Here is a 23,490-nt window from a genome sequence, read left to right as displayed (position 1 = left end):
TTCTTATTCCTCCCCAGCAAATACAGGCAGTTTGATCAGCGCTGGTGGCGCTTGTTTCTTAGCGATACGAAGGCCTTGCTGTACAGCGATACGGTAGTTTTCAGGTAGTGATTCCCATTGACGGGTTTGTTGATTCCACATGCCTGTTTCACCGCCATCCGGAGATTGGAATAGAAGCGCAGTACGACCAATACGTAGGAAGTCGTAAGTCACGGTTTCACCGTTGCGCTCTAGGCTAGCTTTGTAAGATTCAATGGAGCGAGAGAAGCCTTCTTCGATTTGATACGCTTCCATCACTTTACGGAATTTTTCTGAAGTCGTTACATCTGCACGATCCATTAGGTCACGCAGCTCAGTAACACGTTTGGTGCGCTCTTCTTTTTGAAATGGAAGATCAAGAGTAACGAACTCATCTAGGGCATCGATCATTTTAAGCGTTAGAGGTACAACTTCTGTCGCTGTTTGGTCGATTTGAGCAATCTGGTTGTTTAATGAATCCAACTCGCCTTGTTGCGATTGAACCATACGATTGATTTGCTCGTTGTAGACTTTCATGCTGTCGATTTGGCGAAGCAAGCCTTTGTATTCAGCTAGCATGCTTTCCGCGCTTTCAGCATATCCGTCGATTTTTTGTTGAGAAACTTGTGCAGAGGTGTTGGTTTTTGCTTGAGTAGAAATTACCGAACCTGAATCTGCCGCTATAGAACCAGCACTTACAGACAGCAGTGCAGCGGTAATAGCACTCACGCCAAATCTCTTTAACGTCATAGTAGCATCCTTGTCAGTGTATAAAGTCAGTCGATAAGGGCGCGGGAAAGCCCCGCGCCAAAAAGGTTTTTAGAAGCCGTATTCAAGTTGTAGGTAGTAGAAACGGCCTGTGTTGTCGTGGAATGCGAAGTGGTAGCCTTCTGCTTCATTGTAGAATGGCGCCAATTCGTCAGTTACGTTACGGATACCAACAGCAATCGTTGCATTTTCGATACCTGTGTACGCAAGCTGTGTATCCCAAGTTGTTAGAGCGTCAACTTCAGAGTGCTCTGCAGTCTCGTAACGAGTGTCGTAAGAGTGTGTGTAGTTCACGATGTTTGTGAATGCGAAGTCTTCGTAGCCGTAACCAAGCGTTGCTTTACCTTTGAAGCGAGGACCACCGAAGTAAGTACCAATGTAATCTTCTAGGTTGCCGTCTGAGTCACTTTGCTTGTACTCAATGTTGTAAGTACCAGCTAGTTTCACTAGGAAGTCACCGTAGCTATCAGTTGATAGGTCGTACTTCACTTCACTATCGATACCGCTTACTTGTTGCTTAGCAACGTTCACGTACTCATCTAGGATGTAGTCGATATCACCGTTCGCTTTACGAACAACGTTAGGGCTGTTTTCGTCGATAAGCTTCTGTGCACCTAGTGTGTCGATCTTGTCATCGTTCACAATGTAGAAGTAATCAACTTTTACAGATAGGTCTTCAAGCGGCTCGATTACAGTACCGATGTTGAATGACTGTGCTGTTTCCGCATCTAGGTCTTTGTTACCTTGGCTAACAACGCGGTATTGACCACGAGTGTCAGTTTGCGGGTCGTAAAGTGTTTGGTAGCTTGTAGATGCACCCGCGTTAACTTCTGGTAGAGTCGGTGCTTTGAAGCCGTGGCTGTATGATGCACGGAATAGCACTTCATCCATTGGTTGGTAGCGAACTGCCACTTTCGGGCTGAATGCTGAACCAAAGTCGCTGTAGTGCTCTGCACGACCAGCAAGTTGTACTTCCACTTCTTCGATAACCGGTGCAACAAGTTCTACGTAACCTGCAAATACAGTACGGTCACCATCAGAGCTTGTACCACCACTACCAACGATTTGGTTTGCTTCAACACTTGCGTCTGGCGTATCAGAACCTGCTTCGTAACGGAACTCACCACCAACAGCAACGTATGCGTCACCGCCTGATAGCTCGAATACTGGGAAAGAAGCACCAGCGTTGATGAAGCCAAGTTTAGATTCACCCTTACGTTTTGTTTCAACGCGAGCACCGTCTAGTGATGATGATGGGTTGTTCGTAACGAATGGGTTGTAAGCACCGCTGTCGATCGCCGCTTGGTAGCCTGCGATTGTTAGGTAGTTCTTACCTACGTTTTCGGTTTCTGTGTAGTGGTAACCAGCATCAGCTGTCCAGTCTACGTCAGTATCAAACCAGTTTGCGTAACCTTCTGCACCTGCCACAACGCGGATAGAATCTGTTGTGATTTCGTTGATACGGTTACCAGCTTCAAGAATACGGTGACGCATAGTGACGTCTTCACCGTACGTGTTGTTCGGGTTGTCTTTCGAGATAGTCACGTTTTGGAAGTCTGGCGTCGGTGTCGAGATAGTTGTTGACTCAACTCGGTTTAAACTTAGCTCCGCAAACAGGTTGGTATCTTCGTTTAGTTGGTGGTTAAGGCTAGTTAGGAAGTTGTAACGATCACTTTCTGGGATCATTGCAATTTCTTCGTTGTAGTTGTAGTTACATTCTGCGCTACCACCAGTACATAGTGATTCCCATGTACCATCTTCTTTGTAAACACGACCTGGTGTACCTGCAGAGCTACGCCAGTCATAACCACCTTGAGAAGAGTGGTCAGCAGTTTTCGTGTTTGGACGATCTTTCATCATGATGTTGCCTTTTTGGACAACGTTTAGAGACGCCATGATGTTTGTTGCGTCATTGAATGTTTTACCGCCAGTTAGCGTAACATCTAGGTCTTCACCATCGCTGTAAGATGTTTGACCACCGTTTAGGCGAACATCAAAGCCTTCGTAGTCACGCTTAAGGATTACGTTTACTACACCACCGATAGCATCTGAACCGTAGATTGCTGATGCGCCATCTTTAAGAACGTCGATACGCTCAACAGCTGAAAGTGGGATTGAGTTTAGGTCAACGAAAGTGTCGTTTAGGTTTTGTGCAAACGCGTAGTTTGCTACACGGCGACCGTTAAGTAGAACTAGAGTACGGCTCGCACCAAGACCACGAAGAGAAACACCAGAAGTACCTGCAGCAAAACTGTTAGTAAATGAGCTGCCGTAGCTGCCTGCACCATTCTGTGTTAGTCCACGTAGAACATCATCTACGCTTACAGCACCCATCTTAGCGATGTCATCTGCTGTATATACGTCTACTGGGTTTGGACCTTCCATGTCCGTAGTGGAGATACGTGAACCTGTTACCTTCATCTTCTGAAGTTGTTCAACTTGCTGCTCTTCTGCCTGTGCTGCTAGAGGTGCCACTGCTGCGGTTCCCAGTGCAAGGCTGATCGCAACAGATAAAGCGGTTGTGTTTTTATACATCCTTGTTGCTCCGATTATTATTATTTCCTATGTCTGGCCATATAACGACCAATTGTGACGTTAATATTTCGTTAACGTTCGGAACATGTATACCTGAGATGAAAAAGGAAGTCAAACCAGTGGTAAACAGAGATAAAGAAATGTAAAAAAGATGTAAAAAACCAAAAGTGACCTAAATCACAGAATAATTTACTGCATGACGTTTATAAATCGAGATCAAATCTTAATAAAACACCGTATTTTGTGTTTCTTGTAAACACTAATGACTTATATCGCCTATGGATTTTAAGTGGGCGATTAGCACTGAAAATGGGTGTATATCTAGAGAATAATTCTGATCTACGCTTTTTACGGAATGGTAGGTATGTTAACTCGCTCGCACTGGATGGTATCAGAATATGATACCCACCGTTATCAAAGGGCTCACTCGTATTTTTAGGTCAAATATCGCTTAGGTGCTTTTGTCTATTTATTCTGGATATCTGCATGTTTATATAGGCTTTTGGCTCTAAAGTGCCTAGATTGATATTCTGTATGAATTGTTTTTGTGGTTTTTTATAATTATTTACAAAAACATTTCTGTTTTTCGACATCGGAAGAAGTTTGTCATGTTTTGGATTCAAACACTTGAAGCTTGCTCGGATTCAAGATAAATATGACGCTGAAATTATTGCAGTAGTAGAAAAAACTGACTTTTGAAACTCAGGGAGTGTGTTTCAACAGCTTTAGTTACTACGGGATAGAAATGCACCATTTTGGGCCGGATCTTTCCTCTCCAACCCCGCCTAATAATGGACAGTAGACAAGGAGCAAGTTGTATATGCTGTCGTACTTTTTACGTCGATTGGCGTTGGTGATTCCAACGTTTCTCGGAATTACCATTCTTATCTTTGCTATCACGCGATTCGTACCTGGTGGTCCGGTTGAGCGCATGCTGTCTCAAATGCAAGCGCAAGGTGATGGTGCCGCATCAATGACTTCTGCGGGTGGTAACACCGCTCTTTCCGATGACCAAATCGCGGAGCTTAATGCTTTCTATGGTTTAGATAAGCCAGTTATGGAAGCGTATGTTGAATGGCTGAGCCGCTTAGTGACGCTGGACCTAGGTGAGTCAACACGTTACTACGAGCCAGTATCAGACATGATTGCGGAGCGTCTACCTGTCTCCTTATTCTATGGTGGGATGACCTTCTTTATCAGTTACTTTATCTCTATCCCACTTGGTTACTATAAAGCGTTGAAGCACGGTTCCGTGTTTGACTCCGCGTCTTCTATTCTTATTTTCGTTGGTTACGCCTTGCCTGGGTATGTGGTAGGTGTCCTCCTTATTACCTTGTTCAGTTATCACCTAGAGTGGTTCCCGATGGGAGGCTTCGTTGGTGATGATTTTGATGACTATGAGACCTTTTTTGAGCGAGCGAAAGACATTATGTGGCACGCGGTGCTGCCTTTGATCTGTTATCTCATCGGTGATTTTGCAACGTTGACGATGACGATGAAGAACAACCTAATGGAAAACCTATCATCTGATTACATTCGTACTGCCATTGCGAAAGGTTTGCCATTTAAGAAAGCGGTACGTAAGCATGCACTACGCAATAGCTTAATTCCTATCGCCTCTCACTTCGGTAACTCTCTGTTGTTCTTTATGACAGGTGCATTCCTTATTGAAGTAATTTTCAACATTGATGGCATCGGTCTGCTTGGTTATGAGTCCATCATGGAGCGCGATTATCCTGTAGTAATGGGCATCGTAGCTATCAACGCGGTATTACTGCTGATCGGCAATATCATTTCAGATATCTGTGTTGCTTTAGTCGACCCACGTGTGAAGTTTGGAGCGTAATATGATTAAAGTTAGCCCGTTAACTCAAAAGAAAATCCGCCACTTTAAAGAAATCAAACGTGGTTACTGGTCATTTGTGATCTTATCGACCATGTTGATCCTTTCTCTATTTGCTGAGTTGTTGATCAACAGTAAAGCGCTTGTCGTCAAATACGACGGTAGCTTTTACTTTCCTGTGGTGAGTGATGTGCGTTTAGGCAGCGAGTTTGGTCAAGCGTCTTCCAGTGAAGCGGATTACCGCGAGCTGCAAAAAGTCTTCGAAGCGGAAGGTGGTGATAACTTCGTTATTCTGCCGATTGTGCCGTGGAACCCGTACGAGCAAGATTTTAGCGGTGACTTCCCACCAACGGCTCCAGATGCTGAGAGTAAACACTACCTTGGAACGGACGTGATTGGCCGAGACATCTTAGCTCGATTGGTTTACGGCTTTCGAACGGCGATGGGGTTTGCCTTGCTGACAATGGCAATCTCGTATGCGATTGGTACTGCTGTTGGCTGTGCGATGGGCTTTTGGGGCGGTAAGTTTGACCTGTTTGTTCAACGTTTGATCGAAGTGTGGTCTATGGTGCCGTTTTTGTACGTCATCATGATTTTAGTTTCGATAGTTCAGCCCACGTTCACCTTATTCGTTGCCATCAACGTACTCTTTGGATGGATGGGGATGACGTGGTACATGCGTACCATGACTTATAAAGAATCAGCTCGTGAATACGTGATGGCTGCGCGCGCACTTGGTGCATCCACTGGACGTATTCTATTCAACCACATCTTGCCAAATACCATGGTTATGATTGTGACTCTTGCACCATTTACTATCGCTGCAAACATCACTGCACTGACGGCACTGGATTACCTAGGCCTTGGTTTGATGCCTCCAACGCCAAGTTGGGGTGAGTTGTTGCAACAAGGTAAGTCGAACCTAGACTCGCCATGGATCGTTGCATCAGTAGTGAGCTCGATTGTTCTGGTACTGGTTATGGTGACCTTTATCGGTGAAGCGATTCGAGCAGCATTCGACCCGAAAAAATTCACACGCTATGTTTAAGCATGCACTGTGAGCAAAACATAAAAAAGGGAAGTTTTATGAAAAAAATAATTTTAGCGTCCACGCTAAGCGCCCTAAGTTTTGGTGCGATGTCAGCGACGCTTCCGACTGACTTAAACTGGCAAACGAACTGGGATGAGCCGCAATATGGCTCTCCTGAAGCAAAGCGTGGTGGGACTTACCGCACTTATATGTCGAGCTTTCCCCAGACTCTACGCAGTGTTGGTCCTGATGCTAACTCTGGCTTACGCTCTTTCATCTTGGATGAAACTCCAGGGTTGGTGGTTCGCCACCCAGATACGCTTGAATTCATCCCAGAGCTAGCCAATGAGTGGGCATTAGCGGGTGACAATAAAACGGTTTATTTCAAACTGAACCCACAAGCTAAATGGTCGGATGGCAAGCCAGTCACGGCAGACGATTTTGTTTTTATGCTTAAGTTTTACCGCTCGAAAGACATTTTAGAGCCTTGGTACAACGACTATTACAACAAAACGGTAGCTGATGTTATCAAATTTGACGATCACACCTTCGCCGTGAAGGCTGCGAAAGAGCTCAACCCAGAAGAGTTGTTATTGAGAATGGGGGCGCTACGTCCTCGTCCTGCTCATTTCTATGCGAATCCGAAGAAAGACGCGAACGGTGACGGCATTCATGATGATTTTGTGCGCTACTACAACTTTAAAAGTGAACCAACGACCAGTGCTTATTACTTAGCGGACATCAAAAAAGGTAAAAGCGTTACCTTTAAGCATGTAGGAGAGGACTGGTGGGGTTACACCAACAAGTACTACGAGAATCGCTATAACGTCGACAAAATTCGTATCACGGTTATCCGCGATAGTGATATTGCGATGAAGCACTTTGAAAAAGGTAAGTTGGACGCATTTGCGTTGGTTTTGCCAAGTCTATGGCATGATAAATCCAATACTGCCCCTTACCAAAAGGGTTACATTGAGAAGTTCTGGGGTTACAACCAATATCCCGTTGGTGCAGGTGGCGTGTGGATAAACACTGCTATGCCTCTACTTGATGATTTAAACATTCGCAAAGGGATCACTTACGCGACAGATTTCGACGGCATGATTGAGAATGTTATGCGTGGAGACTACAGCCGTAAACCCAACCCAACAGGCTTTGGGCATGGTAAGTACACTTTACCAGATGTGAAAGCGCCCAAGTTTGAACCAGAAAAAGCGGCGGCAGCGTTTGAAGCTGCAGGCTTCGATAAGATTGGTTCCGATGGTATTCGCGTGAATGATAAAGGTCAGCGTTTGAGCTTTGAATTGACGTACTCCTCTCCAGTTCATACACCGCGTATTGCTTTCTTGCGTGAACAGGCAAAATTGGCAGGATTGGACATTGAGCTGAAGCTGATTGATGGTTCATCGATGTTTAAGTATGTACGTGAGAAAAAACACGAACTTGCTTTCTTTGATATGGGTACTTCGGAAATCCCAACTTACTGGGAATACTTCCATTCCGTGAACGCCAACAAACCGCAAACGAACTCATTCACTAACTACAGCACGCCAGAGTTAGATGAAAAGATCATTGCGTATCGCTTTAACATGGACATGGATAAGAAGATCCAACTAGGTCATGAGATTCAGCGAGACATTATTGATGCGCACGTGATTGTTTCTGGCTACATGGTTCCTTACGTTCGTTATGGACACTGGCGTTGGTTGAAATTGCCAGAGAAACCAATGAATCGAATGACAGAAGCGTTGTTTAGTGGCGGAATTATCGGTGATGGCACGTATTGGATCGACAAAGACGTGAAGAAAGAAACCCAGAAAGCGATGAAGTCGGGTAAAACCTTTGAACCTGTTGTTGTCGTTGATGACACGTATAAGCTGTAAGGATGTGTTATGGAAAACGATGTAATCCTGAGTGTTAAAGACCTTGAGGTTGAATTCACTACTGATGATGGTCCGGTAAAAGTGCTGCATGGTGTGAATTTTGATGTTCGCGCTGGTCGTACGCTGGGTCTAGTAGGTGAATCCGGTAGTGGTAAGAGCGTTACCTCCATGTCTATCATGGGGCTGTTGCCAAAACCTTATGGCAATATCGTCAATGGTGAGATTGACTACCGTGGTACTAATTTAGTTACCTTACCTGCAGAAGAGATGTATGCCATGCGTGGTGACCGCATCTCAATCATCTTTCAAGACCCAATGACAGCGTTGAATCCAGTTCATTCAATCGGTCGTCAGCTTTGCGAAGTGTTAGAGCTGCATCGGCCTGAACTTGGTAAGAAAGAGCGTGAAGCTTACGCGATAGAAATGTTGGCGAAAGTGAAAATTCCGATGCCGGAAAAACGCTTGAATGAGTACCCGCATAATCTATCGGGTGGTATGCGTCAGCGTGTGATGATTGCGATGGCGTTGGCGTGTAAACCAGACATTCTTATCTGTGATGAGCCAACTACGGCATTGGATGTAACGGTACAGGCGTCTATTCTTGAACTAATGAATGAACTTCAAGAAGAAACGGGTATGGCGATGATCTTCATTACTCATGACCTTGGTGTTGTTGCGGAAGTGTGCGATGACGTGGCAGTCATGTATGGCGGTCGTATTGTCGAAAAAGCTGAAATTTTCGAACTGTTTGACAACCCGCAACACCCGTACACAGAGCGTTTGATGGGCTTGATGCCAAGTTTAGATAATGAACCTAAGCAGATGATCGACATTAAACCGATTGATGCCAGTATGTTTGCTAGCTAACTGGTGCAAAGTGAACAAGTCATAAAAGAGGATGTTATGGCAAAAGAAGTATTAAGAATTGAAAATCTTAAGCAGCACTTTGTATCTGGTAAAGGACTGTTTAAGAAGGGATATACCATTAAAGCTGTTGATGGTGTGTCGTTGTCAGTAGGTCAGGGCGAGACCCTTGGGCTCGTCGGTGAGTCTGGTTGTGGAAAAAGCACACTAGGCCGTACGATCCTAAAGCTGTACGAACCGACAGAAGGTAAGATTTTCTTTGAAGGTAAAGACATTACCAAGTTTTCCGTCAAAGAAATGCGTTCGTTACGTAAGGACATGCAGATTGTCTTTCAGGACCCAATGGAGTCACTCAATCAACGTCATACGATTGGTATGATTCTCGAAGAGCCGTATGTGATTCATAAGATTGGTACATCTGCAGAGCGAAAACAGTGGGTGAAGGAGTTGCTTGTAAAAGTCGGTTTACCTGAAACCGCTGTAAACCGTTATCCACACGAATTTTCTGGCGGTCAACGTCAGCGTATCGGTATTGCTCGTGCCATTGCGCTAAAACCTAAATTGCTAATCTGTGATGAGTCGGTCTCTGCATTGGATGTGTCTGTTCAGGCGCAGATCTTGAACTTGTTACTGCAACTTCAGCAAGAAATGAACCTTGCAATCATCTTTATCTCTCATGATTTGTCTGTGGTGAAACATGTGTCTGATAAAGTGGCGGTGATGTATTTTGGTAAAGTAGTGGAAGCAGGTAAGGCGAAGGAAATCTACGCAGACCCTCAAAATGATTACACCAAGAAACTCTTGTCCGCGATTCCGATTACACACCCGAAATACCGCAAGAAAAAGCGTTTAGCAGAAAAAAAGCAGCAAGTGGCGTAACGCCATCCGCTGAGTAAAATCATGATCGAAAAACGCTCCACTTGGTTGGAGCGTTTTTATTATGTGTGTTTTTTCTCGCTGAGAGAGGGCGCTCTTCAGCTTCTTGAAAAGAGCGTGCTACACTGCAAACTTATTCCTTTGATTTGTTTGGATAGTTGGCTATGCCGTCGCATTTACCTAAATCATTCAGTCGTCCATTTCTGAAAATCTTTCATGTGCTTGAAGCCGTGCTTCTGGTCGCCATTACTTTGGCAACTGTGTGGGCGATGGTGGAAGAGTTTATTCACATTTATGTACAAAAGCGTGTATCGCTCGATGACATCTTATTGATGTTTATCTATTTGGAAGTGCTCGCCATGGTCGGGCAGTTCGTGATGAATGGTAAGATACCCGTTCGTTACCCAATTTATATTGCCATGATGGCCATTGCTCGCTACATCACGCTTGGTATGAAAGAGCTCGACTCCGTGATGATAGTATGGCTCTCTTTAGCTGCGTTTATTCTGGCTGCGGCAACCTTGGTTATTCGAGTTGGTCACCATTATTGGCCGTATATAGATAATCAAACCGCCGAAAAAGACGAATGATGTTAAGCCTCGCTCAGTGCGAGGCTTTATTTTTGCGTGAAGGGAAATCGCATCCAAATGGCTTGGGGGGTAAAAAAGTGTAAAGTCATCTCAAGCCATCTTGTTTCTTGCTCTATTGATGAGTATCTTCACACTAACCTTTTCTTTTTCTGCCTGTTTGATGAGATATTGTGATGCTAGCGAAAAGCACATCGACAATTTACTTTCTGCTGAGTGTCTTGATTGCTTTTGCGCTTTCAAGCGGTCTCGCTCGTGCAGAAATACCATCAACGGCGAATCACATGGCGATGGCTGATTCTCTGCATATTAGCTACTGTGATTTGACCTTTGGCTCGGTAGAAGAGAACGAGTCAGGTTGCTGTGAACCGGGCGGAACATGCTTTGAAAAGCAGTGTTGTTCTCATGGTCACGCATCGGGGACGGCTGTTGTTGAAACTCAGCCAAGATCTTATGAAGCACCTTACAGAGATGAACTGGCGATAAGCAAAATCGCGCTCTATACCAGTGCAGAAATGCACTCTCACTATCGTCCTCCGATAGCTTAATTCCTATCTCGCAGCATCATTTCGCTGCCAACAATTTTACTGCACGTAATGCCGTGCGAATTTGTTACGCGTGTAAATAGCTCCCTATTTGCACCATCCTGTGATGGGAATGAAAAATGAAAACCAATCTAATTGCTCGTACTGAGCACCTTGCTGCGTGCCTACCAAACCTTGTTATCAACCGACAAGCGGGAGGTCGCCATGACGCATAAGCATTTACCAATCATCTTATTTGTGTCTGTGTGCTTGATTTGGGGCACCACGTGGTTTGCGATGGAAGTGGCAGTGCAAACTATTCCGCCCATCTTTGCCACCGGTCTGCGCTTCCTGATCGCTGCGCCGCTATTAATCATGTTGGCGAAACACCTCAATCAACCCCTGTTCTTTCCTAAGGGAAAAGTATTTTGGATGTTCGTGGTTGCGATTTTCTATTTCGCGATTCCATTTACCTTGATGATTTTTGGCGAACAGTATATTTCATCAGGTCTTGCTTCGATCATCTTCGCCAATATGCCAATCGCAGTCATGGTGACATCGAGCTTGTTCCTTGGGCTTAGGTTACGTAAATCTCAGATTGCCGGTCTTTTGGTTGCGGTTCTGAGCTTAGTTTTGATTCTGGCGAAAGAGATGAGTTTAGGTGGCGAGGATTATCTACTGGGCTTTCTCGCTTTAGGCGGCGCGGTCGCGATTCATTCGGTGATGTACGTGTTTGTTGAAAAGTTCTGTAAAGGCATTCCAGTGCTGACTTACAACGCCTTTCCAAGCTTTGTTGCCTCAGCGTTGCTCTTTATCACCTCACTGATTGTCGAACAGCCGGATCTTTCTCAGTTCTCGATGGATTCGATTACCGCTGTGATTTATCTCGGTATGTTTGCTAGCGTTGGTGGCATCGTGGCGTACTTTAAGCTTGGACAAGTGTCGACGCCGTTTACCGCCTCGATTTGTTTCCTATTCTTCCCGTTGATAGCGCTTAGCCTTTCAACATGGATTGCAGGTAACAGTTTGTCATTAGTTTCCGTTGCTCTGCTGCTGCCATTGCTCGGAGGTATTTTTTTGACTAAAGCCGAGCCTGCTTTTTGGCAGCGTTTTCGCCTAAAACCTGCTGAGAAAAAGCCTGTGCTATGTGAACATTGTATGAAGAATATCAATGCCTAACATAGGCTAAACATCATGAAAAAGCCCCATTTAGTTGGGGCTTTTGGCGTAATGCTATTTACCTTGTTCGTTACGCAGATACATGATAGCAACCATGCTAAAGCCAATAAATTGCCATAGATATTGCCCATCACTTGCTCCCGTAATGGTTTGGGTGAAAGCCATACAACCCGTTACGAACAGAGATGCAAAAGCCGCATAGAGTAGCCACGGACGTTCTTTACCAGCCATAAACTCGCCTGCCAGCACCGAGCGAATCACCAATAAAAACGGTAAGCACTGCAAAGCAATGAGAATCGGGAACATAAAGTCAAACGTTGGGCTCAGCAGTGCATGACCGACTTGGCTCTTATCCCACGTTCCAACGATATAACCTTTCCAGCCAGCCCAAGTATCACCTGCATAGGCGGTATCAGGCGTGATGATGCCAAGTAGCACACCCATCACTTTATCGATAAAGCCATTTTTGAACCAAAAGACGAACAGAAAGATCTGGATTGGAATGATCTGAAAAGCAAACTTCTTCAACATGTGTGTATCCCAAGAAATGAATGATTTGGTTTACAAGTATGTGGAAGGTGCGTTTTTTACGCTTGATGCAAGGCAAGCGAGTTGAACTCCAAACAAAAATCAAACATCCAGAATACCCATCAGCATTGAGGAAGTTGACTGAACAATAGGCGAGAGCAGCGATTTTTCACTTCGCTTTATTTGAGGCTATTCTGCTGTTTGGAATAGGTTTGCTTTTTGTGAAGATTCAATAAGATCAAACAGTTGACCGTTATGCTCTTTTTTCATCTCCGTATAGCGTTGGTAATTGTATTGCGAGCCTTTCGGGTTATCTGCGAGTTTGTCAGCCACACTGAGCAAGTAAAAACTGATTGGGCTTGGCGTGCTTTCTGCTGCATAAAACAAGTAGGGGAAGGCTTGATTCGGGTGCTGGTTGATAAGCAAAGCAAGCCCCAAAGTGAGGTTGGCAATATCACAGCGTGGGTTCAGTTCGAACGCCTGCTTAGCTGAGTGAAGCGCCTGTTCGCGATCTTCTTGTTTGTGCTCGCGTAAGTAAGCTAAAGATTCAGAGTAAGACAACAAAGCGCTGACCAAATAGCTGTCTCGCCCTTGTTGTTGAATCGCATTAAGCTGCTGAGCAATATCCGAAAAATCAGGACCACCTTTACCTTGATAGAAAAGAGAAATCCCTTCAGAGATCACTTTCCAATCGTCATAGTTACTGATGGAAGTCACGCGATGGCTAGTCACTTCGTAATCGGAACTCATTGGTGCAATGATGGCTTTGATTTCTAAAATTACATCGCCGATAGCATCGAAGAAGTTATCTTGGTTAAACGTCTTCTCTACCTTTTGGCTCTGGTTGGGTTGATGGTTGTTTTGCACCAAGACGCTAAGCACATAATTGCTATCTACTTTCTTAATCCAGCTTTTGAGCTCAACACCGTGGTTGGCAAGAGACTGCTTACTTTGTTGGGATAACTGAGAATAGTGATAACCAGATAGGTTTTTGGCTGAATTTAACCCATAGAAGAGATAGTTATATACGCTTTCTGCCATTTCAAAGTTGCTGGTGGAATCAAGCGTAATATCATGAATATAAACGGGCACTACGTCGCTTTGTTGTGCTGTGATTACCGTGGTGTCATCAATGGTGTCACCATTTTGCACTGCCCAAGCCGCAATAATTCCAACAGTCAGGATTGTCGCTACAGCTAAAACTAAGCGCTTGTTTTTAGGCTTAGTGGTACGAGTAAGTAAAACGGCTTCTTCAGTGATTGGAGTGCGCGTTATGCTTGGCTCAGTCACTTCGATATCAAATAAGTAACCTTGCTTAGGAATGGTTTGAATGATGCGATATGGACGCGTTTTGTCCTGAAGCTGACTGCGCAGTAGACTGATCACTTGTCTCACCAAGTTGTCGGAAACCTGCGTTCTTTGCCAGACATCGGCGGCTATTTGCTGGGTACTCAGTACTTTCCCACGGTTCTCGATAAAGTAGCTCAGCAGTTTTGCTTGCAATGGTTCTAAATGAATCTCCTCACTATCAATCATCAACTGATTTTTATCAGGATAGAAAGAAATAGGGGAGTCATGTTGCAGGATGAAGCAATGCGAGCGAGTCATAGCGATTCAATGGTTTAGAAGTAACCACACAAGCCTATTGGTTTTATAAATAGGAAGCAAGTTCAGCATCAGCAAATAAAAAGCCCCGCAGTGCGAGGCTTTTTGATATCTCATCAAGGTCTTTTATTACTCGATGTTCTGGATCTGTTCGCGCATTTGCTCAATCAGAACTTTCAGTTCAACACCTGATGCGGTGATGTCTGTGCTGATAGATTTTGACGCTAGCGTGTTCGATTCACGGTTGAACTCTTGCATCATGAAGTCCAGACGACGACCGACAGCACCACCTTTTTTCAAGATGTTTGTGGTCTCTTTCACGTGAGAGTCAAGACGGTCTAGCTCTTCTGCTACGTCTGATTTTTGTGCCAGAAGGATAAGTTCTTGTTCAACGCGAGATGGGTCTAGCTCTACTTTTGCATCTTCAAACTTCGAGAACAGACGCTCACGTTGCCACTCTAGGATTTCTGGCATGCGTGCGCGAACTTTTACAACTTCTGCAGTGATCGCTTCTAGGCGTTGCTCGATAAGCGCTTTCATATTGTCGCCTTCACGACCACGCGCGTCGATGAACTCGTTGATTGCTTCGTCAAAAGCAGCAAGCAGTTCTTTGTTTACCTCATCCATGTTTTGCTCTGGTGTTTCCATCACACCTGGCCATTGCATTACTTGGAATGGGTTAATGCGGCTTAGCTCACCAGTCATGTGCATCACTTGCTCAGCGGCTTTGATCACTTGGTTTGCCAGTGCTTCATTGATGCTTAGTTCAGCTTTTGCTGCTGGGTTAGCTTCAAAACGCAGGCTACATTCTACTTTGCCGCGTGCTAGGCGCTTACGAAAACGCTCACGCAGTACTGGCTCAAGAGCACGGAACTGCTCTGGCATACGGAAATAAGTTTCTAGGTAGCGTTGGTTTACACTGCGGATTTCCCATACTGCGCTACCCCAATCGCCTTTCACTTCTTTACGCGCGTACGCTGTCATACTGTAAATCATTGAATTTTCCTGTCTTCTAATTTGCTGAAAATTACCCCGCAATAGTAGCACAGCCAAATGGCAGTGGCTTTGCTATTCTGAGTCGAGATTGTCCAGATAGCTTTATTTAATCGATTCCGTTATAATCTGCGCCCAACCAAATCGTCTTCTCCTCATTACTTAAGGTAGATGCCCATGCGTCCAAACGATCGCAAGGCGGACCAAGTTCGCCCAATCAAAATTACTCGTAACTACACAGCTTACGCTGAAGGCTCAGTGTTAGTTGAATTTGGTAACACCAAAGTGTTGTGTAATGCGACCGTTGAAGAATCTGTGCCTCGTTGGCTAAAAGGTCAAGGTAAAGGCTGGGTAACGGCTGAATACGGCATGCTACCTCGTGCAACTCACTCGCGTACTCGTCGTGAAGCGGCAAACGGTAAGCAAGGTGGTCGTACGATGGAAATCCAACGCTTGATCGCACGTAGCCTACGCGCAGTGGTTGATCTACAAGCGATGGGTGAGTTCATGATCACGGTTGACTGTGATGTTATCCAAGCAGACGGCGGTACTCGCACTGCATCTATCAGCGGCGCAAGCGTTGCAATGGCAGACGCGTTTCAACACCTAGTGGATAGCGGCAAGCTAAAAGCAAACCCAATGAAAGGTCACGTAGCGGCAGTTTCAGTTGGTTTGCTAGGCGATGATGTTCTGTGTGACCTTGAGTACGTTGAAGATTCAGCGGCAGACACAGACATGAACGTTGTGATGACAGAAGAAGGCAAGATGATTGAAATTCAGGGCACCGCAGAAGGTGAACCGTTCAGTCATGAGCAACTGATGGCTCTGTTAGAGTCGGCGAAAGTCGGCATTACGGAAATTGTCGCAGCGCAGAAGGCGGCGTTAGCCAATTGATTTAGATAGCTCCCATTATGGGGGCTATTTTTTTATCTCCGTCGTATATGAATCTACAGCGTTGTTCGCTTCATTTTTCTACCCTAATCACATAGAAAACTATGCTCATAGGGATAGAAAAACTTGCTGCCTAGCTGTAAATCCATCTACTTAGGAGATAACGCATTAGTGTTTATTAACTGCTTGGGAATATGGATACCAAGCCTGCATTTAGAGAGAAAATAATGAAAGCATACCAGCGTGAATTTATTGAGTTTGCACTTGAGAAAGAAGTTCTTAAGTTTGGTGAGTTTACTTTGAAATCTGGCCGTAAAAGCCCGTACTTCTTTAACGCTGGTCTTTTCAATACTGGTCGTGACCTAGCGCGTCTTGGTCGTTTTTATGCCGCAGCGCTTGCGGATTCAGGCATTGAGTTTGATGTGCTGTTTGGTCCAGCGTACAAAGGTATTCCAATCGCGACGACAACAGCAGTAGCGCTAGCGGATCACCACGATATCGACACGCCTTACTGCTTCAACCGTAAAGAAGCGAAAGACCACGGCGAAGGCGGTAACCTTGTAGGCTCGGCGCTTGAAGGTCGTATTATGCTAGTGGATGACGTAATCACAGCAGGTACTGCGATTCGTGAATCGATGGAAATCATTCAAGCAAATGGCGCAGACCTTGCTGGTGTGTTGGTTGCGATTGACCGCCAAGAAAAAGGCAAAGGTGAGCTGTCTGCGATTCAAGAAGTGGAGCGTGACTTTGGTTGTGCAATCATCTCAATCGTTAGCCTGACTGACCTTGTGACTTTCCTTGAAGAGAAAGGTACAGACAAAGAGCACCTAGAAGCAGTCAAAGCGTACCGCGCAGAATACGGCATTTAATTCTGAATTTGGAAAGCGAGATTTCCTATCGCGTTTGCTCCTCACTGTAGGAAATGACGTTAATGAGATTGTTCATCGTCATTTTCAAGAGGAAGAACGATGAATTGGGAGTCTGGTTTTACAGAAAGAAAAAGGGGCTGGTGGTTATCCATCAGCCCCTTTTTAATCTGTCGACGTCACCTATTTGTAGCGAATACCTTTCGGCGTGCTTTCGTCAGGCATTGTTTTATAGCGTTTGTGTAGCCACATCCATTGCTCTGGTGCGCGCAGAATCACTTCTTCTACAAAGGTGTTCATATAAGCCGCTGCTGCGACTTCATCCTTTTTCGGATAGTCGGCTTCAATGCACTTATCAGCAATGATTTCATACTTGCCATCTTTATTGCGGAAACCAGAACCCGGAATAATCGAGCACTTAGATGTGTAAGCCAAAATACTAGTGCCAGTTGTGGTGCATGCATCTTCGACCGCAAAGAACGGCACAAATACAGATTTGTTGCGACCGTAATCGTGGTCCGGCAGGTAGAACAAGCGCTCACCGCTGCGTAGAACGCGAATCATCTGTTTAACGTCTTTACGGTCAATCAGTTTGTTGCCGTTATGTGTGCGCCCCCAATACTGGATGAAGTTGTACGCAGGGTTGTCATGTGGACGGAACGCACCGTACCCAGCCACGCCAAGAACCGCAAAAGCGCGCGCCGTGATCTCAAGGTTAAGAGCATGAACACAGCACAGTAGGACACCTTTGCCTTCTGCGGCTTTCTCACGAAGTGCGACTAGGTCTTTCTCAATGATCAGCGTTTTGAAACGCCACGTTGGCCAAAACCAAGTGATGCCCGTTTCAATTAACGCCATACCGGTGTTTTTGAAGTTCTCTTCAACAATATGTTGAATCTCTTCTGCTGGCTTATCTGGAAATGCCAACTCTAGGTTACGCGTTGCAACATGCACACGCTTTTTACCATAGCGCATGCCGATGTGACCGAGCGTACGACCTAACGATAGCAGCATGCGGTATGGAAGAATATTAACTACGATAGCCAAAAAGCCAAAGCCGAGCCAAACGCCCCAGTGGCGAGGGTGGAGAAGGGAAAGAGAAAACTCCGGCTTAGTGAATTTGTCTTTACTCATAATCTCTACTTAATTTGTGCGCTAAGAAGTGCCCAGTACTCGTCAAAGTTTGCCGTTGGTTGGTATTTGAAGTCACTGCGAACAAAGCGGTTCAAGCTACCTTCAACTTGCCCTAGGATCTGAGCGGCTAAAATACGCTCTTCAACGGGGAAAGATTTACCTTCACGGATCTTACGTTCACGCAGGATTTGACGAAGTTGTGTTTCGATGCGCTCAAACAACTGGTTGATGCGATCGCGTAGGCGCTCATTTTCAAACATTAGAGCATGACCAGAAAGAATGCGTGTCAAACCTGGGTTACGTTCTGAGAATGCCAAGATAAGATGCATAACCAAGCGAATGCGTTCTAGCGTGTCTTTCTCATCATCCAAAATACGGTTGATACGTGTCATGAGTGCTTCTTCAATGAACTCAATCAAGCCTTCAAACATGCGAGCTTTACTTGGGAAGTGACGGTAAAGTGCCGCTTCTGAAACACCGACTTGCTTAGCCAATTTTGCCGTAGTAATGCGTGAAGCGCCTTCTGTAGATTCAAGCATCTGTGCGAGAGCTTGCAAGATTTCTTCACGACGATTGGATTTTTTACTGCCGGCCATTAGTTACTTCCTTTCAAAATACAAAGTTGAGCGGAGGGGATTATAAGACGCTATTTGGCATCAAACTAGACTAGCGAGGGTGTAATGGGAGCTTTAACACCCTCAGTTGTCATGTTTGTACCAAATTTGTGCCAGTTTTCGATGAAAACGAAAGGGTTATTACATTAAATCATGCATCTTTTCTAAGATTTTGAAGCTCAATGCTTCTTTTGATTCCAATGCTAACGCCAGTTCGCCTTGCGACCAGAACAGGGTGATGGCGTTGTCGTTACTGTTAAAGCCTTGACCTTCAACTGATACATCGTTCGCACAAATCATGTCGAGGTTCTTCTTCACCAGTTTGCCACGAGCGTAAGTAGCGACATCGTTGGTTTCGGCTGCGAAGCCAACCGTGAATGGACGTTGCTCAGTCATATTGGCAACGGTCGCTACGATATCAGGGTTTTTCACCATATTGATGGTCATCTGGTCGTTGTTTTCAGTCTTTTTTAACTTTTGAGACGCTACATTTTCTGGGCGGTAATCCGCCACTGCCGCACAGCTAATGAAAGCATCGTGGTTAGGCGCGTGAGTTGTCACAGCAGCATGCATCTCTTGAGCACTCGCAACGTTGATACGCTCAACACCTGCTGGCGTATTCAAGCTGACAGGTCCGCTGATAAGCGTTACTTTGGCTCCCAACTGTGCTGCGGCATTCGCTAATGCAAAGCCCATTTTTCCTGAGCTGTGGTTAGAGATGTATCGCACTGGGTCAATCGCTTCGCGAGTCGGACCCGCGGTGATCAATACTGATTTTCCTGCTAACAGTTTTGGTTGGAAGAACTGTTCACACAAACCGACAAGTTGCATTGGCTCTAGCATACGACCAGGACCAATGTCACCACATGCTTGTTCACCCGCCGCAGGTCCCCAGATATGCATACCACGGCGTGCCAGTGTTGCGATATTTTCTTGGGTTGCGACGTTACGGTACATCTGCTGATTCATTGCTGGTGAAACAGCGATAGGAGAATCTGTCGCAAGTACTAACGTAGTGAGCAAATCATTGCCCATACCTGCCGACATACGTGCAATCAAATCTGCAGTTGCAGGTGCAAGAAGAACCAAATCTGCCCATTTTGCCAGTTCAATGTGACCCATTGATGCTTCTGCCGCAGGGTCTAACAAGCTGTCCGACACCGGACGCCCAGAGACTGCCTGCATGGTTAAGGGAGTAATGAACTCCTTCGCCGCTTTGGTCATCACTACTTGAACTTGTGCGCCTCTTTCTATTAGGCGACGGGTTAGCTCCGCACATTTATACGCGGCAATACCGCCACTGATGCCGAGTAGAATTTTCTTTCCTGCTAGTGTTTGCATGTGAGATCTCCAATTTTTCTGGCGACGAGTTTAGCACAACTGAATCTCTCACCGCCCACGCAAATCTGATCAGAAGCTAATCCATATCAAACTACCGAATATTAATTGCTGAGCCTTATATAAAACTTTTGCTTACTTCACAGACAATCTCTGTTTGCTCTGCAAGATAGAAAGGGAAAAATAACAATAATGAGGTAGTGGAATAAGATGGTGTTGAAAAGTCGAAGTAAATTGCTGCTGGTGACTCTGATCCCTTTGTTGTTGATCACCACATTGATCTCGGTGGTGTATTACATCAATGGTAGTAATAGCTTAGAAGCGGAATTAGCTCGAGATAGACAAGAGCTGATTGATACACGTAAAAAAGAGCTGCAAGCCTACATGATGATGGGTGTTACAGCGATAAAGCCGCTTTACGATACGGACGTAAACGGCAATAACAAAGAAGCGGCAAAAGAAATTCTCAAAGCGATGCGTTTTGAAAGCGACGGTTATTTCTTTGCTTATGATTCGAAAGGGGTCAACACGCTGCATGCGATTAAGCCATCCCTAGAAGGTAAAAACCTTATCGGCTTGAAAGATGAAAATGGCGTAGCAGTGATTGGCGGACTGATTGATGCATCTAAGAACGGAGATGGTTTCCTTTATTTCTCTTGGCATAAACCAACTATTGATGCGCAAGCTCCAAAATTAGGTTATGCCGAGTACTTGTCTAAGTGGGACTGGGTGCTTGGTACGGGCATCTATATTGATGATATTGATCAGCAAGTGGCAATGCAGCGTGAACTGCGTACACAAGAGTTGAATGAACATACGATCTCAGCGGTAACAATCTCGGTTATCGGGCTTATTATTACTAGCGTACTTACCAGCATCATCGTCTCCAAAGGAATTCTTCCGTTGCAACATATTGCCGCTTCTTTACAAGACGTGGCTGCCGGTGGCGGCGACTTGACGGCTCGTCTAAAAATTGAAAGTAAAGATGAAGTCGGTGAGGTGGCATCGGCATTTAATGAGTTTATGGATAAGCTTCATCCGCTAATGCAGGACATTCAGCGCTCTGCTAATACAGTACAAAGCGTCTCTGGACAATTGGATCAGCAAACGTCTCAAGCCAGTGCTCAAATGCAAAACCACTGCCTCGAAACTGATAAGGTGGTAACAGCAGTAACACAAATGAGCATGACGGCAAAAGAGGTCGCAAGTAATACCAATGCTACTGCTCAGGCGATTGACGATGCGAACGAACAAGTGACCGAGGCGCAGCGCGAAGTCGATCAAGCGATTGATGGCATTAGCAAGCTGGTCGATGAAGTGAACAGTACTTCTGATGCGATTGCAGAACTGAGCCAACAAACTGAGCAGATTACTAAGGTGCTCGATGTTATTGGTGAAATTGCCGAGCAGACCAACTTACTCGCATTGAATGCTGCGATTGAAGCTGCACGTGCTGGCGAGCAAGGTCGAGGTTTTGCTGTGGTGGCTGATGAGGTTCGCTCGTTAGCCAGTCGAACGCAAAACAGCACCCATGAAATTGGCGATATGCTCAAGCAACTACAAACTGGTGTTTCGAGAGCGGTGACCACTATGTCGGCTAGCCAAGAGCGCGGCGCGAAGACCGTTGAAGAGTCGTCAATGATTCAGCAATCGCTGTCCGGCGTGCACCATTCTATCGGAACAATTCGAGATATGGGCATTCAAACCGCTTCTGCGGCTGAAGAGCAAAGTGCTGTTGCTGAAGACATCAACCAGAATCTAGTGGCGATTCAGCAAATCGTGAATCGTATTAATGACACACTTCAGCATGCGGAAGGCATCAGTACTCAGTTGTCACAGTCAGGATCTGAAATTCACGATCTGGTTGGAAATTTCAAGCTTTGATGGATCGCTTGATTACATAGAAAAGCAGTGGCTAACGAAAAAAGCGAAAGTCAGGTTCGACTTTCGCTTTTTATTTTGTGCAATAGGCGCTCACTCATCAATCGAGCCGACTAATGACACTGAAAACCTTGCCTAACGAGTCCATGCCAAGAGAGAAGTTGCTGCAACGCGGTCCGCAAGCGCTATCGGATGCGGAGTTACTTGCAATTTTCCTACGTACAGGCACGCAAGGCATGAACGTAATAGAGCTTTCTGACTTTCTTATTCAAGACTTTGGATCACTGCGCCAGTTGTTTTCGGCTTCAGAGAAAGAGTTTTGCCAGCATAAAGGGTTAGGGCAAGCCAAGTATGTGCAGTTGCAAGCTGTTTTGGAAATGACACAACGCTATTTAGCTGAGACATTAAAGCGTGGTGATGCGTTAACCAGTCCAGAACAAACCAAACTTTACCTTTCCTCTATATTAAGAGACCGTCAAAGAGAGGCTTTTTACATTCTTTTCTTAGATAACCAGCATCGAGTGATAAAAGATGAGATTTTATTTGAAGGCACACTCGATGCGGCGTCAGTTTATCCAAGAGAAGTGGTCAAACGCGCCTTGCACCATAATGCCGCTGCGTTAATTCTGGCACACAACCATCCATCTGGTGTAGCGGAGCCGAGCCAAGCAGACAGAAGGATTACGCGGCGTTTAGTTGATGCATTAGCACTGGTGGATATTCGGATTTTGGACCATTTCGTTATCGGAGATGGGGAAAGCGTCTCTTTTGCCGAAAGAGGTTGGATATAACTGTGCGTTTTTTAGGTTGTTAGTTGCTAAAAATCTGCTATCATCCTCGCCACTAAATTTTTAACTGAATTCAGCTTGGACTGCTAGAAAAAACCTGCTGTCTAAAAAAAGATCACGAAAACCTGTAAAAAGGATCTGTTCGGGTCTTGAGCAATGCATATCAAGTTAGTATAATGCGCGACCTTTGATAGCCTTGTATGGATTTTCCATAGCGGTTCTTAACCTCTAACTTCTTTCCAAGAAATAGAGAGGTTCGGCCACCAAGGTTGATATCGAGCTGAAACGATTTTGGAGAAGACATTCATGTCACGAGTATGCCAAGTAACTGGTAAGCGTCCAGTAACGGGTAACAACCGTTCACACGCACGAAATGCTACTAAGCGTCGTTTTCTGCCGAACCTACAAACTCATCGTTTCTGGGTAGAGAGCGAAAAACGTTTTGTTAAACTACGCCTATCTGCAAAAGGTATGCGTATCATCGACAAGAAGGGTATTGATACTGTTCTTGCTGATATGCGTGCACGTGGCGAAAACGTTTAAGAGGAAATAGGCAATGGCAAAGAAAGGCGTTCGTGAGAAAATCCGTCTAGTATCTTCAGCAGGTACAGGCCACTTCTACACAACTGATAAGAACAAGCGTAACATGCCAGGCAAATTTGAGATCAAGAAATTTGATCCAGTTGTACGCCAGCACGTTATGTACAAAGAAGCGAAAATCAAATAATTGATTTTGTCTCTTTGA

General features: G+C 45.2%; 22 protein-coding genes. 14 read left to right on the top strand and 8 right to left on the bottom strand.

Annotated features, from left to right (window positions below):
* Positions 1 to 3: 3 nt before the first annotated feature.
* Positions 4 to 768 carry a DUF3450 domain-containing protein gene (locus tag VHA02S_RS13875; RefSeq protein WP_005448454.1) on the bottom strand — a complete coding sequence of 255 codons (765 nt, stop codon included), beginning with the start codon at positions 766 to 768 and terminating at the stop codon, positions 4 to 6.
* 69 nt (positions 769 to 837) lie between these two features.
* On the bottom strand, positions 838 to 3,321 hold the full coding sequence (locus VHA02S_RS13870; protein WP_038897706.1) for a TonB-dependent receptor: 2,484 nt from the start codon (positions 3,319 to 3,321) through the stop codon (positions 838 to 840).
* An 820-nt stretch (positions 3,322 to 4,141) separates the two neighbouring features.
* On the opposite strand from VHA02S_RS13870, the gene VHA02S_RS13865 reads away from it, so the two are divergent.
* From VHA02S_RS13865 to VHA02S_RS13830, 8 genes are all read left to right on the top strand, one after another.
* Positions 4,142 to 5,167 carry an ABC transporter permease subunit gene (locus tag VHA02S_RS13865; RefSeq protein ID WP_005434432.1) on the top strand — a complete coding sequence of 342 codons (1,026 nt, stop codon included), beginning with the start codon at positions 4,142 to 4,144 and terminating at the stop codon, positions 5,165 to 5,167.
* A 1-nt stretch (position 5,168) separates the two neighbouring features.
* Positions 5,169 to 6,212, top strand: a complete 1,044-nt coding sequence (locus VHA02S_RS13860; RefSeq protein WP_005449386.1) for an ABC transporter permease — start codon at positions 5,169 to 5,171, stop codon at positions 6,210 to 6,212.
* A gap of 38 nt (positions 6,213 to 6,250) precedes the next feature.
* Positions 6,251 to 8,077 (top strand): extracellular solute-binding protein, encoded by a 1,827-nt coding sequence (locus VHA02S_RS13855; RefSeq protein WP_038897708.1) that lies wholly within the window; start codon positions 6,251 to 6,253, stop codon positions 8,075 to 8,077.
* A 9-nt stretch (positions 8,078 to 8,086) separates the two neighbouring features.
* On the top strand, positions 8,087 to 8,944 hold the full coding sequence (locus tag VHA02S_RS13850; protein ID WP_005449382.1) for an ABC transporter ATP-binding protein: 858 nt from the start codon (positions 8,087 to 8,089) through the stop codon (positions 8,942 to 8,944).
* Positions 8,945 to 8,980: 36 nt separating this feature from the next.
* Complete coding sequence (locus tag VHA02S_RS13845; protein WP_080640348.1) at positions 8,981 to 9,820, top strand: ABC transporter ATP-binding protein; 840 nt, start codon at positions 8,981 to 8,983, stop codon at positions 9,818 to 9,820.
* Positions 9,821 to 9,981: 161 nt separating this feature from the next.
* A complete protein-coding gene (locus VHA02S_RS13840; protein ID WP_005449378.1) occupies positions 9,982 to 10,407 on the top strand; it encodes a phosphate-starvation-inducible protein PsiE in 426 nt (141 codons plus the stop codon).
* Positions 10,408 to 10,580: 173 nt separating this feature from the next.
* Positions 10,581 to 10,952, top strand: a complete 372-nt coding sequence (locus tag VHA02S_RS13835) for a hypothetical protein (protein ID WP_038897709.1) — start codon at positions 10,581 to 10,583, stop codon at positions 10,950 to 10,952.
* 201 nt (positions 10,953 to 11,153) lie between these two features.
* Positions 11,154 to 12,107: a DMT family transporter gene (locus VHA02S_RS13830; RefSeq protein ID WP_038897710.1), complete on the top strand. Its 954-nt coding sequence runs from the start codon at positions 11,154 to 11,156 to the stop codon at positions 12,105 to 12,107.
* 54 nt (positions 12,108 to 12,161) lie between these two features.
* Here the strand turns inward: VHA02S_RS13830 and VHA02S_RS13825 are convergent, their stop codons facing one another.
* The 3 genes from VHA02S_RS13825 to VHA02S_RS13815 form a co-directional block, all read right to left on the bottom strand.
* On the bottom strand, positions 12,162 to 12,638 hold the full coding sequence (locus tag VHA02S_RS13825) for a hypothetical protein (RefSeq protein ID WP_009698961.1): 477 nt from the start codon (positions 12,636 to 12,638) through the stop codon (positions 12,162 to 12,164).
* 186 nt (positions 12,639 to 12,824) lie between these two features.
* The gene (locus tag VHA02S_RS13820) at positions 12,825 to 14,243 is read right to left on the bottom strand and encodes a winged helix-turn-helix domain-containing protein (protein WP_038897711.1); all 1,419 of its coding nucleotides are present in this window, start codon (positions 14,241 to 14,243) and stop codon (positions 12,825 to 12,827) included.
* Positions 14,244 to 14,369: 126 nt separating this feature from the next.
* Entirely contained in the window at positions 14,370 to 15,236 is an 867-nt protein-coding gene (locus VHA02S_RS13815) for a YicC/YloC family endoribonuclease (protein ID WP_009698958.1), read from the bottom strand.
* A gap of 174 nt (positions 15,237 to 15,410) precedes the next feature.
* Between VHA02S_RS13815 and rph the strand changes: the two genes are divergently transcribed.
* Together rph and pyrE are read left to right on the top strand one after the other, a co-directional pair.
* Positions 15,411 to 16,127, top strand: coding sequence for a ribonuclease PH (rph, locus tag VHA02S_RS13810; RefSeq protein ID WP_005430192.1), 717 nt, complete (start codon positions 15,411 to 15,413; stop codon positions 16,125 to 16,127).
* Positions 16,128 to 16,351: 224 nt separating this feature from the next.
* On the top strand, positions 16,352 to 16,993 hold the full coding sequence (gene pyrE, locus VHA02S_RS13805) for an orotate phosphoribosyltransferase (protein WP_005379384.1): 642 nt from the start codon (positions 16,352 to 16,354) through the stop codon (positions 16,991 to 16,993).
* A gap of 180 nt (positions 16,994 to 17,173) precedes the next feature.
* On the opposite strand, the gene VHA02S_RS13800 is transcribed toward pyrE, so the two are convergent.
* From VHA02S_RS13800 to coaBC, 3 genes are all read right to left on the bottom strand, one after another.
* Positions 17,174 to 18,124, bottom strand: coding sequence for a Kdo(2)-lipid IV(A) acyltransferase (locus tag VHA02S_RS13800; protein ID WP_005449364.1), 951 nt, complete (start codon positions 18,122 to 18,124; stop codon positions 17,174 to 17,176).
* Positions 18,125 to 18,129: 5 nt separating this feature from the next.
* Complete coding sequence (slmA, locus tag VHA02S_RS13795; protein WP_005449362.1) at positions 18,130 to 18,720, bottom strand: nucleoid occlusion factor SlmA; 591 nt, start codon at positions 18,718 to 18,720, stop codon at positions 18,130 to 18,132.
* A gap of 159 nt (positions 18,721 to 18,879) precedes the next feature.
* A complete protein-coding gene (coaBC, locus tag VHA02S_RS13790; protein ID WP_009701743.1) occupies positions 18,880 to 20,079 on the bottom strand; it encodes a bifunctional phosphopantothenoylcysteine decarboxylase/phosphopantothenate--cysteine ligase CoaBC in 1,200 nt (399 codons plus the stop codon).
* A gap of 207 nt (positions 20,080 to 20,286) precedes the next feature.
* On the opposite strand from coaBC, the gene VHA02S_RS13785 reads away from it, so the two are divergent.
* The 4 genes from VHA02S_RS13785 to rpmG all read left to right on the top strand — a co-directional run bounded on the left by VHA02S_RS13785 (position 20,287) and on the right by rpmG (position 23,472).
* On the top strand, positions 20,287 to 21,960 hold the full coding sequence (locus tag VHA02S_RS13785) for a methyl-accepting chemotaxis protein (RefSeq protein WP_029788917.1): 1,674 nt from the start codon (positions 20,287 to 20,289) through the stop codon (positions 21,958 to 21,960).
* 113 nt (positions 21,961 to 22,073) lie between these two features.
* Positions 22,074 to 22,748 carry a RadC family protein gene (radC, locus tag VHA02S_RS13780; protein WP_005449356.1) on the top strand — a complete coding sequence of 225 codons (675 nt, stop codon included), beginning with the start codon at positions 22,074 to 22,076 and terminating at the stop codon, positions 22,746 to 22,748.
* A gap of 303 nt (positions 22,749 to 23,051) precedes the next feature.
* A complete protein-coding gene (rpmB, locus tag VHA02S_RS13775; RefSeq protein WP_005384783.1) occupies positions 23,052 to 23,288 on the top strand; it encodes a 50S ribosomal protein L28 in 237 nt (78 codons plus the stop codon).
* 13 nt (positions 23,289 to 23,301) lie between these two features.
* Positions 23,302 to 23,472, top strand: a complete 171-nt coding sequence (gene rpmG / locus VHA02S_RS13770) for a 50S ribosomal protein L33 (RefSeq protein ID WP_004410866.1) — start codon at positions 23,302 to 23,304, stop codon at positions 23,470 to 23,472.
* Positions 23,473 to 23,490 lie beyond the last annotated feature (18 nt).

It is taken from the genome of Vibrio harveyi NBRC 15634 = ATCC 14126 = KCTC 12724, from assembly GCF_001591145.1.
Lineage (GTDB): Bacteria > Pseudomonadota > Gammaproteobacteria > Enterobacterales > Vibrionaceae > Vibrio > Vibrio harveyi.
This window is presented reverse-complemented; position numbering and strand designations above follow the sequence as displayed.

What these genes read in the sequence shown, in the direction of transcription:
- VHA02S_RS13875 (WP_005448454.1), bottom strand. Translation starts at nt 768, where the DNA reads ATGACGTTAAAGAGATTTGGCGTGAGTGCTATTACCGCTGCACTGCTG.
- VHA02S_RS13870 (WP_038897706.1), bottom strand. Translation starts at nt 3,321, where the DNA reads ATGTATAAAAACACAACCGCTTTATCTGTTGCGATCAGCCTTGCACTG.
- VHA02S_RS13865 (WP_005434432.1), top strand. Translation starts at nt 4,142, where the DNA reads ATGCTGTCGTACTTTTTACGTCGATTGGCGTTGGTGATTCCAACGTTT.
- VHA02S_RS13860 (WP_005449386.1), top strand. Translation starts at nt 5,169, where the DNA reads ATGATTAAAGTTAGCCCGTTAACTCAAAAGAAAATCCGCCACTTTAAA.
- VHA02S_RS13855 (WP_038897708.1), top strand. Translation starts at nt 6,251, where the DNA reads ATGAAAAAAATAATTTTAGCGTCCACGCTAAGCGCCCTAAGTTTTGGT.
- VHA02S_RS13850 (WP_005449382.1), top strand. Translation starts at nt 8,087, where the DNA reads ATGGAAAACGATGTAATCCTGAGTGTTAAAGACCTTGAGGTTGAATTC.
- VHA02S_RS13845 (WP_080640348.1), top strand. Translation starts at nt 8,981, where the DNA reads ATGGCAAAAGAAGTATTAAGAATTGAAAATCTTAAGCAGCACTTTGTA.
- VHA02S_RS13840 (WP_005449378.1), top strand. Translation starts at nt 9,982, where the DNA reads ATGCCGTCGCATTTACCTAAATCATTCAGTCGTCCATTTCTGAAAATC.
- VHA02S_RS13835 (WP_038897709.1), top strand. Translation starts at nt 10,581, where the DNA reads ATGCTAGCGAAAAGCACATCGACAATTTACTTTCTGCTGAGTGTCTTG.
- VHA02S_RS13830 (WP_038897710.1), top strand. Translation starts at nt 11,154, where the DNA reads ATGACGCATAAGCATTTACCAATCATCTTATTTGTGTCTGTGTGCTTG.
- VHA02S_RS13825 (WP_009698961.1), bottom strand. Translation starts at nt 12,638, where the DNA reads ATGTTGAAGAAGTTTGCTTTTCAGATCATTCCAATCCAGATCTTTCTG.
- VHA02S_RS13820 (WP_038897711.1), bottom strand. Translation starts at nt 14,243, where the DNA reads ATGACTCGCTCGCATTGCTTCATCCTGCAACATGACTCCCCTATTTCT.
- VHA02S_RS13815 (WP_009698958.1), bottom strand. Translation starts at nt 15,236, where the DNA reads ATGATTTACAGTATGACAGCGTACGCGCGTAAAGAAGTGAAAGGCGAT.
- rph (WP_005430192.1), top strand. Translation starts at nt 15,411, where the DNA reads ATGCGTCCAAACGATCGCAAGGCGGACCAAGTTCGCCCAATCAAAATT.
- pyrE (WP_005379384.1), top strand. Translation starts at nt 16,352, where the DNA reads ATGAAAGCATACCAGCGTGAATTTATTGAGTTTGCACTTGAGAAAGAA.
- VHA02S_RS13800 (WP_005449364.1), bottom strand. Translation starts at nt 18,124, where the DNA reads ATGAGTAAAGACAAATTCACTAAGCCGGAGTTTTCTCTTTCCCTTCTC.
- slmA (WP_005449362.1), bottom strand. Translation starts at nt 18,720, where the DNA reads ATGGCCGGCAGTAAAAAATCCAATCGTCGTGAAGAAATCTTGCAAGCT.
- coaBC (WP_009701743.1), bottom strand. Translation starts at nt 20,079, where the DNA reads ATGCAAACACTAGCAGGAAAGAAAATTCTACTCGGCATCAGTGGCGGT.
- VHA02S_RS13785 (WP_029788917.1), top strand. Translation starts at nt 20,287, where the DNA reads ATGGTGTTGAAAAGTCGAAGTAAATTGCTGCTGGTGACTCTGATCCCT.
- radC (WP_005449356.1), top strand. Translation starts at nt 22,074, where the DNA reads ATGACACTGAAAACCTTGCCTAACGAGTCCATGCCAAGAGAGAAGTTG.
- rpmB (WP_005384783.1), top strand. Translation starts at nt 23,052, where the DNA reads ATGTCACGAGTATGCCAAGTAACTGGTAAGCGTCCAGTAACGGGTAAC.
- rpmG (WP_004410866.1), top strand. Translation starts at nt 23,302, where the DNA reads ATGGCAAAGAAAGGCGTTCGTGAGAAAATCCGTCTAGTATCTTCAGCA.